The organism is Streptococcus gingivalis (assembly GCF_035544715.1).
Lineage (GTDB): Bacteria > Bacillota > Bacilli > Lactobacillales > Streptococcaceae > Streptococcus > Streptococcus gingivalis.
On record NZ_JAYKTO010000002.1, the window covers coordinates 191,931 to 208,980 of the forward strand.

Sequence of the window (17,050 nt, forward strand, 5' to 3'; positions counted from 1 at the left end):
TTGCCTTCCCCATCTTTTGGTTGAAAATATATGCAAACACCTTTGAAAAAAACCTTTATTTTCAATGGTTTTTAAGACGCTTTCTCTTTTTATAAATTTCACCGGAAGGCTTTTTTAGGAGAATTATTTTTTTATACCAATAAATTAGATTTGAAGGCTGAAAGAAAAAATTATGTAATTTTTTCCCTTTGGGGGGTTACAAAATTCAAAAAAACAACACTTTTTGCAGACTGTCCATTCCCTAAACTAGCTCCATTTCTTTTCCAAAATAAGAAGTAATGAAAAAGACCAAGGTCTTATGGACCTTGGTCTAACAACTAATGATTAGTTTAAGTGCCAGATATCTTCATTGTACTGAGCGATCGTACGGTCAGATGAGAAGAATCCTGCTTTAGCAATGTTTACGATCACTTGATCCAACCATGCATCACGGTCTTCGTAGTCAGCCAACATGCGTTCTTTGGTTACAATGTAGTCTTCCAAGTCAAGAAGAGTCATGAACCAGTCTTTGTTGATCAATTCCTTGTGAAGACGAGTCAAGCGTTCCTTGTTACCAACTGCAAGAACGGCATCGCTGATAATGAAGTCTACCAATGGTTTGATAGCTTCATGTTCATAGAAGTCCGCTGATTTGTATGCTGATTTCTCATATAGATCGATTACAGTTTCTGAATCTTCACCGAAGATGTAGATGTTGTCACGTCCAACCAATTCAGCGATTTCCACGTTTGCTCCATCCATAGTACCAAGTGTTAACGCACCATTCAACATGAATTTCATGTTACCAGTACCTGAAGCTTCCTTAGAAGCAAGGGAGATTTGCTCAGAAATATCGCTAGCTGGAATCAAGTAGCTTGCAGCAGTCACGTTGTAGTTTTCTACCATAACGACTTGCAAGTGTGGAGCTACTGCTGGATCGTTTGCAATCACTTCAGACAAGCAAAGGATCAAGTGGATAATATCTTGTGCAATGGTGTAGGCAGGAGCTGCTTTACCACCAAAGAGAACAGTGATTGGGCGAGCAGGGATATTTCCAGCTTTGATGTCCAAGTATTTGTGGATCACATACAAAGCGTTCATTTGTTGACGTTTGTATTCGTGGAGACGTTTGATTTGGGTATCAAAGATAGAGTTAGGATTGATTTCCACACCTTGATGGTCTTTCAAGAAACGAGCCAATTTCCGTTTGTTGTGAGACTTGATGTTTTCCAATTTTGCTTTGACTGCATCTTTATCTTCATAAGAAAGAAGGTCTTCCAATTTAGATGCGTCATGGTGCCAGTCACGTCCGAGGATATCATCCAAGTAGTGTGACAAGGTTGGGTTGGCATGCATGAGCCAACGACGGAATGTGATACCGTTTGTTTTGTTGTTGAATTTTTCAGGGTAAATGTCGTAGAAGGCTTTCAACTCAGAATTCTTCAAGATTTCTGTGTGAAGTGCTGCTACCCCGTTTACGCTAAATCCATAGTGGATATCCATGTGCGCCATGTGTACGCGATCATTCTCATCGATGATTTGAACAGCTGGATCTTTGTATTCAGCGCGAACACGGCGGTCCAATTCTTCAATGATTGGAACCAAGTGAGGAACCACTTCTTGCAAAAATTCAAGTGGCCATTTTTCAAGGGCTTCTGCAAGGATTGTGTGGTTAGTGTAAGCCGTCATGCTACGAACGATAGAGATGGCTTCATCCATTCCAATACCACGTTCTGTCAAAAGACGGATCAATTCAGGGATGACCATTGATGGGTGAGTATCGTTGATTTGGACAACAGCATAGTCAGCAAGGTCATGCAAGTTGCTTCCTTTTTCGATGGCTTCGTCGATGATCAATTGTGCACCGTTTGATACCATGAAGTATTGTTGGAAGATACGGAGCAATTCCCCTTGACGGTTACTATCATCTGGGTACAAGAAGAGGGTCAAGTTGCGAGCGATATCTGTCTTGTCAAAGTTAATACCATCTTCAATAATAGATGAATCAACTGAATCCAAGTCGAACAAACGCAAACGGTTCTTGGTTTCAATCTTGTAACCAGGGACATCGATATCATAAAGGGTAGAAGTCAATGTGAAGTGTGCAAATGGCACTTGGTAGCTACGGCTTGAACGAACGAGCCAGCTTTGGTCAGTCAACCATGCATTTGGAATCGTTTCTTGTTGGTTGTTTTTAAGGACTTGTTGGAACAAACCAAAGTGGTAGTTCAAACCAACCCCATCCCCTGTCAAACCAAGGCTTGAGATAGAGTCGATAAAGCAGGCTGCCAAACGTCCCAAACCACCGTTACCAAGTGATGGTTCCAATTCCACTTCTTCGACTTCGATCAAGTCTTTACCAGCATCTGACAATTCTTTTTTAACATCGTCGTAAAGACCCAAGTTGATCAAGTTGTTAGACAAGAGTTTACCTATCAAGAACTCAGCTGAGATGTAGTAAACTTTTTTCTTACCAGTATTTAATTTCTTTTGAGCGCTTGCTTGCTTCGTGTAATTTAGCAAGGCAATGTACAATTCTTCATTTGAACATTCAGCAATTGTTTTTTGATGATGATCAATCACATATTTTTGTAATGATTCCATGTTGGGAGTCTCCTTTGTTTCAACAATTTTAATAGGGGGGAAAGATTATTTTTTTGCTTTCTTAACTTCTTTTTTCAAGTCTTTGTTTTCACGACGATAGATCGTAGTGAAATCAAGCAATTCTTGCTCGACAGCTGGAGTCAATTGATCCGCTGTCATTCGCCATGACCAGTTACCACCGAGAGTAGATGGGAAGTTCATCCGAGCTGAACCATCCAACTCGAGCAAGTCCTGCATAGTAGCAATCGCCATGAAGCTGACGGAAGCAAAGACTGTACGAAGCATCGCATGCGGTACAGATTCGTACTCTTTCCGGTTAGTATAACGAGCAAGGTACTCACGAGTTGGATCGTCGATTTCATTGCGGTACCATCCAAGAACTGTGTTGTTATCATGTGTTCCTGTATACATCACAGAATTGTTTGGTGCCAAGTGAGGGCTATCGATACTTTCATCGTCCGGATTGAAGGCAAATTGAAGAATCTTCATTCCTGGGAAGCCAGTGCTTTCACGAAGTTCGATGACTTCATCTGTCATAAAGCCAAGGTCCTCAGCGATGATGTTCAAATCACCGAGCTCTTCCTTCACAGCTGCAAAGAGTTTGTAGCCAGGACCTTTAACCCATTTACCTGGTGCTGCTGTATCTGATCCAGCAGGGATTTCCCAGTAAGACTCAAAACCACGGAAGTGGTCGATCCGCACGATGTCGTAGATCTTGAAGCTTTCACGCAAGCGTTCAATCCACCATTGGTAGCCATCTTTGTCCATTGCTTCCCAGTCATAGATTGGGTTCCCCCAAAGTTGACCAGTTGCTGAGAATTCATCTGGCGGGCATCCTGCGATGCAAGTCGCTTTCCCGTTTTTATCTGTTTTGAAGAGATGAGGGTTCGCCCACATGTCACTTGAATCTTCCGCTACATAGATTGGCATGTCTCCGACGATTTCAATGTGATGGTCATTGGCATAAGCTTTCAAGGCCAACCATTGTTGGAAGAAGAAGAATTGAGTCACACGATGGTAAGTCAATTGATCCGCCAATTCTTCACGGTATTGAGCCAAAGCTTTTGGTTCACGTGCACGAATAGCTGCATCTGGCCATTCTGTCCAGGCTTTTAAATCAAAGTGTTCTTTGATAGCCATGTATTCTGCAAATAGTTCCAACCAAGAAGCATTGGCTTCGCAAAAGGCTTGGAATTCTTTTTGATCACCTTATTTCAAGAAGTTCGCAACGGCTTTTTCAAGTAGCGGACGACGTTGTTCGAAAACCTTTGCATAATCCACTTGAGTAGGATCTTGACCAAAGTCCACTCCTTTAAGATCTGCTTCTGTCAACAAACCTCGTTCAATCAAAAGATCGAAATCAATAAAATGAGTGTTCCCAGCAAAAGCTGAGAAAGATTGGTATGGAGAATCTCCATAACTAGTTGTACCAAGCGGCAAGATTTGCCAGTAACGTTGCTTGGTCCGAACGAGGAAATCAACAAAATCATATGCTGATTGACCGAATGATCCGATCCCGTATTGTCCAGGAAGGGAAGAAATGTGCATCAAAACACCACTTTGACGTTTTTTCATGGGTTACCACCTTTTTTTATTTCTTTGAAGCCTGCGATTCGGTGCACGGTATGGGTATCGTTGCAGAGTCGTATCCAGCTCTCAAGCGGCTCTACTCTTTGTTAAAAATCGAACAGGCGCAACTCAGTTTACGCAATTTTTGCGAAAACGTTTGCGTACCATGTTATTATAAACTTTTTCCCTATTTTCTGCAAGGGATTTCTTAAAAACTTTATATCTTTTTTAAAAAAGCCCCTTATCACTAGTTTAGTATTTATTATTAGCAATGTCAATGAATTAGCGGTTTTTATAGAAGAAAGTTTAGAATTAAAATATTTTTAAAAAATTTTCTCAAAATCACTTGCAAACGTTTTCGCCTTGTGATATACTTAAGTCGTTTTAGGAAAACGTTTGTCTAAAACGGTTTCTAATTATTATCTTTTTTTATTCTTTAGGAGGAATAAATCATGAAACGTACAATTTTACGTAGTGCTGCTGTACTTGGTACAGTTGGTTTTGCCGGCTTCTTACTTGCTGCTTGTAGCAATAACTCATCAGGTTCTTCTGAGGCAAGTAAAGAAATCAACGTCTATGTAGACAAAGGCTACAAATCTTATGTTGAAGAAGCTGCAAAAGCTTTTGAAAAAGAAAATGGCGTAAAAATTAACATCAAGACTGGTGATGCTCTTGGTGGATTGGATAACCTTTCTCTTGATAACCAATCTAAAAAAGCTCCAGACGTAATGATGGCTCCATACGACCGTGTAGGTGGTCTTGGTAGCGATGGTCAATTGGCTGAAGTGACATTAAACAAAGATAGCCATACAGATAAAACAACTGAAGCTCTTGTAACAAACGGTGGTAAAGTTTACGGTGCACCTGCTGTCATCGAAACATTGGTTCTCTACTATAACAAAGATCTTTTAAGCGAAGCTCCAAAAACATTTGGTGATCTTGAAAATCTTGCAAAAGATAGCAAGTACGACTTCGCTAGCGAACCTGGTAAAACAACTGCCTTCTTAGCTGACTGGACAAACTTCTACTACACTTACGGTTTACTTTCAGGTAACGGCGGTTATGTGTTTGGTAAAGACGGTACAGATCCTAAAGATATTGGATTGAACAACCAAGGTTCTATCGATGGTATCGAATATGCAAAAACTTGGTATGCTAAATGGCCAAAAGGTTTGCAAGATACAAAAGGTGCTGCTAACTTCATCCAAACACAATTCCAAGAAGGTAAAACAGCTGCTATCATCGATGGTCCTTGGAAAGCTGCTTCATTGAAAGAAGCTAAAGTAAACTATGGTGTCGCAACGATTCCAACTCTTCCAAACGGAAAACAATACTCTGCCTTTGGTGGTGGTAAAGCTTGGGTTATCCCTGCAGGTGCGAAAAACCTTGATGGCGCTCAAAAATTCATTGACTTCTTGACAAGTACTGATCAACAAAAAGCTTTGTTTGACAAGACCAATGAAGTTCCTGCCAACACAGAAGCTCGTAAATATGCGGTTAGCAAAAACGATGAATTGACAACTGCCGTTGTTGATCAATTCAAGAACGCTCAACCAATGCCAAATATCTCAGAAATGAGTGCTGTTTGGGATCCAGCTGCTACTATGCTTTTCGATGCTGTAAGTGGTAAAAAATCTGCAAAAGCATCTGCTGACGATGCAGTGAAATTGATTAAAGAAACCATCGAACAAAAATTCGGTAGCAAATAAGACAGTTTTTAGGTGTGAGTAAGAGGTTGGAGACAAAGTCCCAACCTCTTATGTTCAATTTTCAAACACAACTTACTGTCTGACTTGTCTTCTTGCTCTCTAGCAAGGACATTATAAGGAGATTTGAATGACTACAGAACAAAACCCTAAAAAGGCTATGTGGCTCTCTTTGATCCCGGGTCTTGGGCAAATTTATAACAAACAAAAAACCAAAGGCTATATTTTTCTTGCCGTAACTGTTCTCTTTCTCGCCTATTTCCTAGGAATCGGAGCTGGGGAATTAGCGAAATTGGTTACACTTGGAACCGTCCGTGGACAAGATAATTCTCTCTTTATCTTGATTCGTGGCGCCTTCCACTTGATCATTACCATTGTTTACTTCCTATTTTATGCCTTAAATATTAAGGATGCTGGAACCGTTGCAAAACGTATCAACAATGGCATCGCTGTTCCAAAAACTGGAAAAGAAATGGTTCAAGCCATCTATGAAAATGGCTTCCCATATTTATTGATCATTCCTTCATACATTGCTATGACATTTGCGATTATCTTCCCAGTTTTAGTAACTTTGATGATCGCCTTTACCAACTACGACTTCAAACATACCGCTCCAACAACCTTGCTCGATTGGATCGGGTTCCAAAACTTCACTAATATGTGGACCTTGAGTACCTTCCGCTCAGCCTTTACATCTGTTCTTGGCTGGACCTTGATTTGGGCACTCGCAGCTTCTACTCTTCAAATCGTACTCGGTATCTTGACCGCTATTGTTGCAAACCAACCATTCGTAAAAGGAAAACGAATCTTTGGGGTTATCTTCTTGCTCCCATGGGCTGTTCCAGCCTTCATCACTATCTTAACTTTCTCAAATATGTTTAACGATAGTGTCGGTGCTATCAATGCACAAGTTATCCCATTGTTTGCGAAGATTTTCCCATTCTTAGATGGCATTTTGATTCCTTGGAAGACAGATCCTACTTGGACAAAAATTGCTTTGATTATGATGCAAGGTTGGCTCGGCTTCCCTTACATTTACGTCTTGACTTTAGGGATTCTTCAATCTATTCCAAACGATCTTTACGAAGCTGCTTATATTGATGGTGCCAACGGTTGGCAAAAATTCCGCAGCATCACTTTCCCAATGATTATGGCTGTTGCAGCTCCAACTTTGATCAGTCAATATACTTTCAACTTTAATAACTTCTCCATCATTTACTTGTTTAACGATGGAGGACCTGGTTCTGTCGGAGGAAACGCTGGATCTACAGATATCTTGATCTCATGGATCTACAAGTTGACAACCAATTCTTCTCCTCAATATTCAATGGCCGCAGCGGTAACCTTGATTATCTCTGTGATTGTGATCTCAATCTCTATGGTTGCCTTCAAGAAACTACATGCATTTGATATGGAGGATGTATAAAATGAAAAATTCAGTTCAATTTAAACGCCGCCTCAATCATTTCTTGACTTACCTGTACATGGTGGTTCTTTCAATCGTTATCATTTATCCATTGTTGATTACGGTTCTATCAGCCTTCAAATCAGGGAATGTCAGTGCCTTTACACTTGATTTTAGTGGCAATCTTAGTTTTGATAACTTCTCAAAACTTTTCTCTGAAACTCATTATGGCACTTGGTATATGAACACCTTGGTTATCGCCATTATCACCATGATTGTACAAACAAGTATCGTTACCTTTGCAGGTTACGCATACAGCCGTTACAATTTCTTGGCGCGTAAACAAAGTTTGGTCTTCTTCTTGATTATTCAAATGGTCCCAACCATGGCAGCCCTCACAGCCTTCTTCGTTATGGCTTTGATGCTGAATGCCTTGAACCAACCTTGGTTCTTGATCTTCCTTTATGTTGGTGGTGGTATTCCAATGAATGCCTGGTTGATGAAGGGATACTTCGATACTGTTCCAATTTCCCTCGATGAATCTGCGAAATTGGATGGAGCTGGACACTTCCGTCGCTTCTGGCAAATCGTCCTCCCTCTTGTTCGTCCAATGATTGCCGTTCAAGCGCTTTGGGCTTTCATGGGGCCTTTCGGAGACTATATCTTGTCTAAATTCTTGCTTCGTGACGAAGTGAACTATACGGTAGCCGTTGGTCTTCAAACCTTTATCAGTGACCAAAAAAATCAAAAAATCGCCTTCTTTGCAGCCGGTGCTATTTTGATCGCGGTTCCAATCTGTATCTTATTCTTCTTCCTACAAAAGAACTTTGTTTCAGGCTTGACAGCTGGTGGAGATAAAGGATAAAATAGAATCTTATTTCAAGCACATTTTATTTTTAAGTTGAGGGTAGTATGGTGGATGCTTTACTACCCTTCGTTAAGAATAAAATCAATGCAAAGAGATTTCTCTTTGCATTTCTGATACTCTTATATTTAGAAAGGTCATCTTATGCCCTATCCTTTTAATTATTTCGCAAGTATCTTCAATTTCCGCTCTTCTTTTGCAAACCGCAAAAAACTGAGCTGGTTCCAAATGATTTTTACTTCTTTCTTTCTAATCTCTATCACACTATTACCTGTGGCTCTGCAAAATGCTCAACTCAAAACCTATCCTTTGACAACCTTTGTCAGCGATGTGTTTGATCCTTTATCAACAGACGTTATGAAAGATATCCAAGAACACGTCGTGATCAAAGACCAAGAGCTCACCTATACAGGGACTAACCCTGTACACAAGACTTCAAAAGGACAGGTTATCTTAGGCCAAGAGGCAAAGGCTAGTGAAGGCAAGGAGTTAACACTCCATTTTGATCGCAAACAATTGATTATCTCAAAAGAGAATAAAGAACTCGCTACAGTCTCATACCAGGCTATTAATCAAGAGAGCCTTCGGGATAAAAAAAGCTTCACTCAAGCTATCTCTAGCGATTGGTTTCGCGACAATCGACTCCCTGTCAGTCTCTTTCTCGTGATTTTCTCTGGCTTCTTATCGACAGTCAATTATTTGATTCTCATCGTAGGGGCCTCTTTCTTCCTCTACTTGACACGAAAATCTCGACTCTTTTCACTACAAACTTTCAAGGAATGTTTCAACTGTATTCTGAATTGCTTGGGACTCCCTATTTTACTGAGTGTCTTCATCAGTTTACTATTCCATCAAGTATTTACTACGACGATCATGATCCAAAATGTCTTATTTGTACTCTATCTTGCTATGGTATTTTATAAGACCCACTTCCGTGATCCAGACTATCACCGCTAGGAGGTTTTCTCATGCGTGTTACCATCAAAGATGTGGCGAAACTCGCTGGCGTCGCGCCTTCAACTGTCACGCGCGTCATCCAAAACAAATCCACGATTAGTGATGAAACAAAAAAACGTGTCCGTGAGGCCATGGTCGAATTGGACTACCATCCCAATCTTAATGCTCGCAGCCTTGTCAGCCAATCTAGTCAAGTCATTGCTTTGGTCCTACCAATCGACAGTGACGTCTTCTACCAGAATCCTTTCTTCCCAACTGTTTTACGAGGGATTACCCAGATCGCGTCAGACAATGATTATGCCATCCAAATCTGTACGGGGCAAAATGAAGAACGGCGGCTCGACAACCTCAAACAACTGATCTACGGTAACCGTGTAGATGGTTTGATTTTCCTTTATTCCAACCCGAATGATCCCCTCGTTGAATTTGCGATCAAAGACAAGTTCCCCTTCCTCATTCTCGGAAAGGCAGCTTCACCTTTTGTATCGCTAGTGGATAATGATAATATCAAGGCTGCATTTGATGCGACGGATTATTTCATTCAACAAAACTACCGAAAAATTGCTTTTATCGGGGGAAACAAAGAACTGTTCGTATCTCAAGACCGCTACGAAGGTTATAAAGAAGCCCTCCAAAAAGCAGGGATTCCTCTCGATGAAAAACTGGTTCATTTTTCATTTGGTTTTATGTTAGAAGACAATTCTTATCAAATGATGGAAAGCCTTCCCCTAGCAGAGTTAGATGCCATCATGACAACCGATATTCTCGTTGCTGAAGTGGTGCGCCAATACTTACTAGAACACCAGCTGACAATCCCGATTATTTCCTTTGATTCGATCAAGCCACGACTCGATATTGAAGCCTATATTGACATCAATGCGGTGGAACTAGGACGTGAGTCTGTTCGGACAATTCTTCAAATTATCAAGGATCACAAAGAAGGAAAAACTGTTTGCTACCGTCAATTGATTGACCATACCATTACGAAACTTTAGGAGTCTTTATGTCTACATTTACTGCTTATTTAGATGACCAAGACCTGATTCGTATCCAAAAAGGAGAGGAGCATATCCTTCCTTTTTATTTGGAAACAAACCAAGGTCGTCTTTCCTTAATCCCTGTCAAAACGTCAAGTGGAGCGACTGATACAGGAGACTATTTATTAAGCCCTATTCCGCTTGAACTTGGTGAAGAATACACCATCTACGATGCCGCTGGAAATTCTTCTATTCTCCACTATCGTCAAATTGTTCGCAAACCCATTTTTGATCAAACCTTCACCTATAGTGGAGAGGATCTAGGAAGTTTCTACACACCAAGTCAGACACAATTTAAATTCTGGGCACCGATTTCGCAAGATGTGACCCTCCATATCGAAGATCAGGTCTATCCGATGAATCGTACAGAAAACGGTGTCTGGGAACTCGTGCTCAAAGGGGATTGGGAAGGAGCTACCTACCACTATAAGTTTCGTGTCAATGGCCTAGAACGTCGGATTCACGATCCCTATGCTCTATCCTCTTTAGCGAACTCTGGAGATAGCTTGGTCATCGACCGGAAGAAGATCACACGTCCTATCACGCGTGCCACTCGTCAATTAGACCCAACAGAGGCAATCATTTACGAGATGAGCGTTCGTGATTTCTCTGTCCAAAAAGAGGCTGGCTTTAAGCATCCTGGTAAGTTTAAAGGTTTAACAGAATCGCCCCAACTAAATGGCCAGATCCTTGGATTTGATTACCTTCAAAAACTGGGCATTACCCATGTACAGTTACTTCCTGTCTATGATTTCGGTAGTGTCGATGAAGAGGATCAATGGAAAGCCTACAACTGGGGCTATGATCCTGTTCAATACAATGTTCCAGAAGGCAGCTATGCGAGTGATCCTAACGATCCTTATGCACGAATCCTAGAGCTCCAAGACACCATTGACACCTATCACCGCGCCAATCTGAGTGTTATCATGGATGTAGTCTACAATCACGTCTACCAAGCAGACGAATACGCTTTTGAACAGATCGTTCCTGGTTATTTCTACCGTTATAATGCAGAGGGCGAGCGGACCAATGGAACCTTCTGTGGAAATGACGTAGCAAGTGAACGCTCCATGGTGAGACACTATATCAAGCAATCCCTCAAACAATGGGTTTCCCTCTACGGCTTTGATGGTTTCCGCTTTGACTTGATGGGAATCCTAGACATTCAAACCATGACAGAGATTGCAGAAGAACTCCGTGAAATCTATCCTAACATCTATCTCTATGGGGAAGGGTGGAAGATGGATACAGGCCTCTCTGAAGATCAGCTCGCTCACCAATATAACGCGAAACGATTACCAGCCTTTGGCTTTTTCAGTGATAACTTCCGGGATACGATCAAGAGAACACTTGTAGCTGGTCACCGTCGTGAGAGTCAACATTCCGCGAATGATTTTGCTAACATTCTAACGGCGAATGTCGGGAAGCTAGGGCCTGCTCATTTCACCCAACCTCAACAAGCCATTCAGTACGTCGAATGCCACGACAATGCAACTGTTTTTGATTATTTCCAATTTGAAAAGGAAGAGATTCGTCTAGAAGATCGAAAAGCTCTCTCACGATTAGCTCTTCATTTAGTGTTACTAGCTCAAGGAGTGCCGTTTATCCATGCTGGTCAAGAATTTTATCGCACAAAAGGGCTCGAAGACAACACCTATAACTTGCCAGATAGTCTCAACCAATTGGACTGGACATCCCTTCCAAAATGCCAAGAAGAAATTGCTTTTCTTGAAGAATTGATTGCTTATCGGAAATCACAGCCACTCCTTCGTTTGAAAAAAGGGCAAGAGATTCGCGACTACTGTGATGTCAAATGGTTGTCTGATCATCATTTGATCTACACGATTGAGAAAGATCGTGAAAAAATAACGATTCTTGTCAATATCGGTGATCAAGAACAGACCTATCAACATCCGAGCGATAGTCACCTGTTATTTGTCTATCCTCATACCAACCTAAAAACCCCTATTCCTAAAGGAAAGGAACTTTCTATTCCTGCCCATAGTTGGCTCCTTCTCCATGAAACTGAATCAGCAAAATAAAGGTCACCACAATGTGGTGACCTTTATTTTTATTCTTCTGTTTCCACAAAGCGTCCGATGATATGAACGTTTTCTGAAATGGTGATAAAAGCCTGAGGATCAGCTTTTTTCATAATATATTTGAATTCATTAAACTCTGCACGCGTAATAACTGTCAGCAGAACTGCTTTTTCCTGATGGTTATAGGTTCCTTCTGCATTGTGGATAATGGTTGCTCCACGATGCAATTTTTTATGGATCTTTTCAATAATGGCATCTGGCTGGCTCGTTACGATCATTGCCTGCATCCGTTTTTGCTTGGTAAAGACAGCATCCGTTACTCGACTCGATACGAAGATGGTAATCATAGAGTAAAGAGCATACTTCCAACCAAAGGTCAGACCAGCGATCAACATAATGGTCCCATTGACCAAAAAGGAGATGCTGCCGACATTCTTTCCTGTCCGTTTTCGAATCGTCAAACTGACAATATCCGTTCCTCCACTGGAAATGTTGTTCCGAAGAGCAAAACCAATCCCTGTTCCCATGACAACCCCACCAAATAGGGCATTCATGATCGGATCGTTGGTCAACGTAATCACTGGCACGAACTGAATAAAGAGGGAACTCATCGAAACCGTAATAAAGGTAAAGATGGTAAATTTATGGCCAATTTGATACCAAGCCACAATCATCAAAGGGATATTGATGGCATAAAAAGTCAAGGAAACGGGAATCGTAAAGCCAATAAAGCGTTGGCTCAGAACAGATAAAATCTGAGCTAGACCTGTTGCACCGCTGGAGTATACATGTCCTGGTTGAAAGAAGAAGTTGACGGCAATCGCTGATAGAAAACCATACAGCAAGGAAGCTGACACTTTTTCATCGTATTTCTCACGGGAGATGCTCTTCAGCACGCGCAATAATTTAATGTTATAAGCTAGTCGCCGCACATGATAGCGAAATAGCTTATAAAAGCGAATTTTTTTCATTTTCAATCCATCGATTAGAAGAAAAGGAAAATCTTAGAGCAACTGATTCCTAGACTCTCCCTTTTCTCTCTTGTCCTATTCTTGCTCTGCTACTTCTACTTGAAGATTTAACTCATCCAATTGCTTTTCAGAAACGACAGAAGGAGCTTGTGTCATTGGATCTGTCGCCTTGTTATTCTTAGGAAAGGCAATGACTTCCCGAATATTATCTTCACCTGCAAGAAGCATCACGAAGCGGTCCAAACCAATCGCCAATCCTCCATGTGGTGGGAAACCATAATCCATTGCTTCCAACAAGAAACCAAATTGTTCATTGGCAGCTTCTTTTGTAAATCCAAGTGCCTTAAACATCCGTTCTTGTAAATCTTTATGATTAATCCGTAGGCTTCCTCCACCTAATTCATAGCCATTTAAGACGATATCATAGGCAATTGCTCGAACTTTTGAAAGATCGCCTTCCAATTCATGCTCTGTTTCAGCTTGTGGGAGTGTAAATGGATGGTGAGCAGACATATAACGGCCTTCTTCTTCAGACCATTCAAACATTGGCCAATCCACTACCCAAAGGAAGTTGTATTGATTGTTGTCAATCAAGTCAAGCTCTTTCGCAAGACGAACACGCAAAGCACCAAGCGTTGCATTGGCTACTTCAAGAGTATCTGCTACAAAGAGAACTAGATCTTTGTCTTCTAACTGTAAAGCAACTGTCAAGTCACTTGTCAACTCTGTCAAGAACTTCGCAACAGGACCGTTCAAAGTACCCTCAGCATATTTCACCCAAGCAAGACCTTTTGCACCGTATTGCTTCGCAACTTCTGTCAATTTATCGATGTCTTTACGAGAGTAATGATCCGCTGCACCTTTGACAACAATCGCCTTAACTGCTGGAGCTTCTGAGAAGACTTTGAAGTCTACACCCTTGACAAGCTCTGTCAAGTCTTGGAGCAACATTTCAAAACGTGTATCTGGTTTATCTGAACCATACAAGGCCATAGCCTCATCATAATTCATCCGTGGGAATGGGAGTGTTACTTCAATTCCCTTGGTTTCTTTCATGACACGTGAAATCAAGCCTTCTGTGATATCCTGGATTTCTTGATCACTCAAGAAAGAAGTTTCCAAGTCGACTTGTGTAAACTCAGGTTGACGGTCTCCCCGTAAATCCTCATCACGGAAACACTTCACGATTTGATAATAGCGGTCAAATCCAGCATTCATCAACAATTGTTTTGTAATCTGAGGACTTTGTGGAAGGGCATAGAAATGGCCTTTGTTGACACGGGAAGGAACCAAGTAGTCACGTGCTCCTTCTGGAGTTGACTTAGAAAGGAACGGAGTTTCCACATCAATAAACTCTAATTCATCTAAGTAATTGCGGATTGAATGAGTTACTTTTGCACGGAGTTTGAGGTTTTCCAACATCTCAGGACGACGAAGGTCTAAGTAGCGGTAACGAAGACGAGTATCATCATTGGCTTCAATTCCGTCCTTGATTTCAAATGGCGTTGTTTTGGCAGTATTAAGAACCGTAATAGTCTCTACCTTGAGTTCTACTGCTCCAGTTGGCAAGTTCGGATTCGCTTGTTCACGAGCTTCCACAAGACCTGTCACTTCTACAACATATTCACTGCGGATGCTTTCAGCTGTGGCCATCACTTCTGCACTAACTGTTTCTGGATTGATCACCAATTGCATGATTCCTTCGCGGTCGCGTAAATCAATAAAGATCAAACCACCCAAGTCACGACGACGGCTAACCCATCCTTTCAAGGTAATATGAGTTCCAATGTGTTCTTCACGAACACGTCCAGCATACATTGAACGTTTCATTTCTAATTAATCTCCAAACTAATATTCTTCCTTCTATTTTACCATAAAGACCAGCAGAAAGTGGCCTTTAGCTCAACTTTTTCAGTTACCAACTTCTTTAGTTATCGTGGCCAACTTCTTCCTTCTTTTTGGGATCATCGTAGAGAGTGGGGGCTATCACCTTCATTAAAGTCGCTGTCCCAAATCTCAAGACAGCTGCTGCTAGTCCAAAAATAGGGGATAAGTAACGGAAAAAGAAATCTCCCCTAAGTGCGTAGGTCATGCCACCCACAATAAAAAAGATAACAATCCCCTGAACAATTGCGTAAAACCAAATTTTTTTCACACTATTTCTCCTTTTCACATGCTAGCTGACTTATCCACTATTTTTCATCACTTATCCACAAAAATGTGGATAACTTTTACCTATTTCCCCCTTAAAAGAGGAAGATTCATCAGCATCAGGACTTGTTTTCATCCATTTACAAGCAAGTTTCCCACAGCCTGTGGATAACTATCTTGCTTACTTGTGACTTTCCGTCCCTTTCCTCACAAATCAAGGAGCCAGGATTCGATCCTGCCCCCTTTGATCAAGCATTATTTAAATTCGTCTGGTGTTCCTTTATATTGGGCCCAATCTTTACTGAAGAAGCGATCATTTAGATGGTAAGTTGGTGCTTTTTCAGCCTTTGTGACAAAGGGATTGACCGCTTTATCAAAGGCTAGCCAACCATTCCATCCCATATGAATCGTATCTTCCATAAAGTAGGGCTGATCACCATCTTTAGAAAAGTCAGCAATATTGGTGAATCCTTGACTTTCCAATTGGTAACGAATCTTTTGAACAGCCTGTTCATACTTTTCTTGGCTCAAGCCTGTGTATTTCATCCATTTGGCATTGACTGGAGGAATCACAAAGATGACATTGGTCCGAGATTTAGCAAACTGGTCTAAAACCAACTGCAAGTCATTGTACTCCGGAGATTGAACATAGGATTTGTTTTTTTGGAAACCTTTTAGTTTCTTCAACTTCATTTTTAAACGAGTGTTGTAAAAATGATTGCTGATTCCAAGGTCGTTATTATTGGTTTTGACTTTTGCTTCAGCCGTTGCAATTTCCTCCAATTTTTCATATGAGAATTGGTCTGGCAAATCTTGTAGACGTTTTTTTACCTTCTTATCATAATTCCCGTTTGTACGAGTAGCGAGATTACTAAATAAGGCATCTTCGCGCTGAACCAGATGGGAAACAAACTGGTTCAAAGACTGATCAAATCCGGAAATTTTCTTTCCTTGAGAAATTTTCGTTACAACACTTTGAAAGGCGACGTTTGGATACTGTTGTAATAGACGCTTTGCAGCATACTGGGATGCAGCATCCTGTTGGTGATTGGCAATAAAGCTATTCAACTGATCGCTATTAAAGAATTGTTGAAAGGCAGAGGAATCATAGCCCTTCTTGGTGAACCATTGCGGAGAAACTACATAAACAGCTGTATTGTCCTTGAGTTCTGGCAAAATCTGTTGCATCCCAAAATATTGGTTCAAAGAAGCCGCACCACGTTCTCCTAAAAAGTAGGGTCTGTAATTGCGGTCATATTTTTCAGCCAAAACTGCTGGATGCACCACATCAAAGCGCAACCACTCACTGGAGCCGAAATAAGGAACAAAGCGATGCTGTGGATCAGAAAGTGCTTCTTGTTTCTTTGTACGACTCTTGAATCCTTCTGCATTCAGACTAACCGCAGCTTTTTTCTCTTCGGTATAGTTGTGCTTATGATTGATTGGATAAAAGAATAATAAAGCTGTTACCATGAGGAGCGCGCAAAATACGGGCCCTAAAATCAGCCACAAACGCTTAAGCATTCTGAAGCTCCGTTACACCTTCTACGATCTTGTTAGCAGTATTCCAATCATCACGTCCAAATTCAGATACAGGAACACGGATGCCAAAGCGATTTTCCAGTTCTACAATCAATTCGACTGTTCCCATACTATCAAGGACACCCGCATCAAAGAGATCCTCATCCATCATGTCTGAGACATCTTCCATAAACAATTCGTCAATAATTTCAATTACTTGTGATTTTACATCCATTTTTCTAT

At 41.1% G+C, this 17,050-nt stretch carries 12 protein-coding genes and 1 pseudogene; 6 read left to right on the top strand and 7 right to left on the bottom strand.

Translation table 11 applies throughout. From position 1 onward, the window contains the following. Nucleotides 1-324: 324 nt before the first annotated feature. Together glgP and malQ are read right to left on the bottom strand one after the other, a co-directional pair. Nucleotides 325-2,583: a glycogen/starch/alpha-glucan family phosphorylase gene (glgP, locus tag SM122_RS07175; RefSeq protein WP_155125187.1), complete on the bottom strand. Its 2,259-nt coding sequence runs from the start codon at nt 2,581-2,583 to the stop codon at nt 325-327. 45 nt (nt 2,584-2,628) lie between these two features. Continuing rightward, nucleotides 2,629-4,158 (bottom strand): annotated as a pseudogene (gene malQ / locus SM122_RS07180) (4-alpha-glucanotransferase). A gap of 446 nt (nt 4,159-4,604) precedes the next feature. On the opposite strand from malQ, the gene SM122_RS07185 reads away from it, so the two are divergent. The 6 genes from SM122_RS07185 (at nt 4,605) to pulA (ending at nt 12,164) form a co-directional block, all read left to right on the top strand. Next, nucleotides 4,605-5,861, top strand: a complete 1,257-nt coding sequence (locus SM122_RS07185) for an extracellular solute-binding protein (protein ID WP_003009142.1) — start codon at nt 4,605-4,607, stop codon at nt 5,859-5,861. 127 nt (nt 5,862-5,988) lie between these two features. Continuing rightward, nucleotides 5,989-7,284, top strand: a complete 1,296-nt coding sequence (locus tag SM122_RS07190; RefSeq protein WP_195327034.1) for a sugar ABC transporter permease — start codon at nt 5,989-5,991, stop codon at nt 7,282-7,284. Between the two features lies 1 nt (nt 7,285). After that, complete coding sequence (locus tag SM122_RS07195; protein WP_021154117.1) at nt 7,286-8,128, top strand: sugar ABC transporter permease; 843 nt, start codon at nt 7,286-7,288, stop codon at nt 8,126-8,128. A 144-nt stretch (nt 8,129-8,272) separates the two neighbouring features. Beyond that, nucleotides 8,273-9,085 (top strand): DUF1189 family protein, encoded by an 813-nt coding sequence (locus tag SM122_RS07200; RefSeq protein WP_021154118.1) that lies wholly within the window; start codon nt 8,273-8,275, stop codon nt 9,083-9,085. An 11-nt stretch (nt 9,086-9,096) separates the two neighbouring features. Beyond that, a complete protein-coding gene (locus SM122_RS07205; RefSeq protein WP_324737923.1) occupies nt 9,097-10,080 on the top strand; it encodes a LacI family DNA-binding transcriptional regulator in 984 nt (327 codons plus the stop codon). An 8-nt stretch (nt 10,081-10,088) separates the two neighbouring features. Beyond that, nucleotides 10,089-12,164 (top strand): type I pullulanase, encoded by a 2,076-nt coding sequence (gene pulA / locus SM122_RS07210; protein WP_195327035.1) that lies wholly within the window; start codon nt 10,089-10,091, stop codon nt 12,162-12,164. Nucleotides 12,165-12,193: 29 nt separating this feature from the next. On the opposite strand, the gene SM122_RS07215 is transcribed toward pulA, so the two are convergent. The 5 genes from SM122_RS07215 to dltC form a co-directional block, all read right to left on the bottom strand. Further along, nucleotides 12,194-13,135: a YitT family protein gene (locus tag SM122_RS07215; protein ID WP_155170390.1), complete on the bottom strand. Its 942-nt coding sequence runs from the start codon at nt 13,133-13,135 to the stop codon at nt 12,194-12,196. Nucleotides 13,136-13,210: 75 nt separating this feature from the next. Next, nucleotides 13,211-14,965: an aspartate--tRNA ligase gene (gene aspS, locus SM122_RS07220; protein WP_195327036.1), complete on the bottom strand. Its 1,755-nt coding sequence runs from the start codon at nt 14,963-14,965 to the stop codon at nt 13,211-13,213. A 97-nt stretch (nt 14,966-15,062) separates the two neighbouring features. Continuing rightward, nucleotides 15,063-15,290 (bottom strand): hypothetical protein, encoded by a 228-nt coding sequence (locus SM122_RS07225; protein WP_045760041.1) that lies wholly within the window; start codon nt 15,288-15,290, stop codon nt 15,063-15,065. 251 nt (nt 15,291-15,541) lie between these two features. After that, the gene (gene dltD, locus SM122_RS07230) at nt 15,542-16,810 is read right to left on the bottom strand and encodes a D-alanyl-lipoteichoic acid biosynthesis protein DltD (protein ID WP_195327037.1); all 1,269 of its coding nucleotides are present in this window, start codon (nt 16,808-16,810) and stop codon (nt 15,542-15,544) included. Beyond that, complete coding sequence (gene dltC, locus SM122_RS07235; protein ID WP_003002265.1) at nt 16,803-17,042, bottom strand: D-alanine--poly(phosphoribitol) ligase subunit DltC; 240 nt, start codon at nt 17,040-17,042, stop codon at nt 16,803-16,805. The genes dltD and dltC overlap by 8 nt, the downstream gene beginning before the upstream one ends. Between the last annotated feature and the right edge of the window lie 8 nt (nt 17,043-17,050).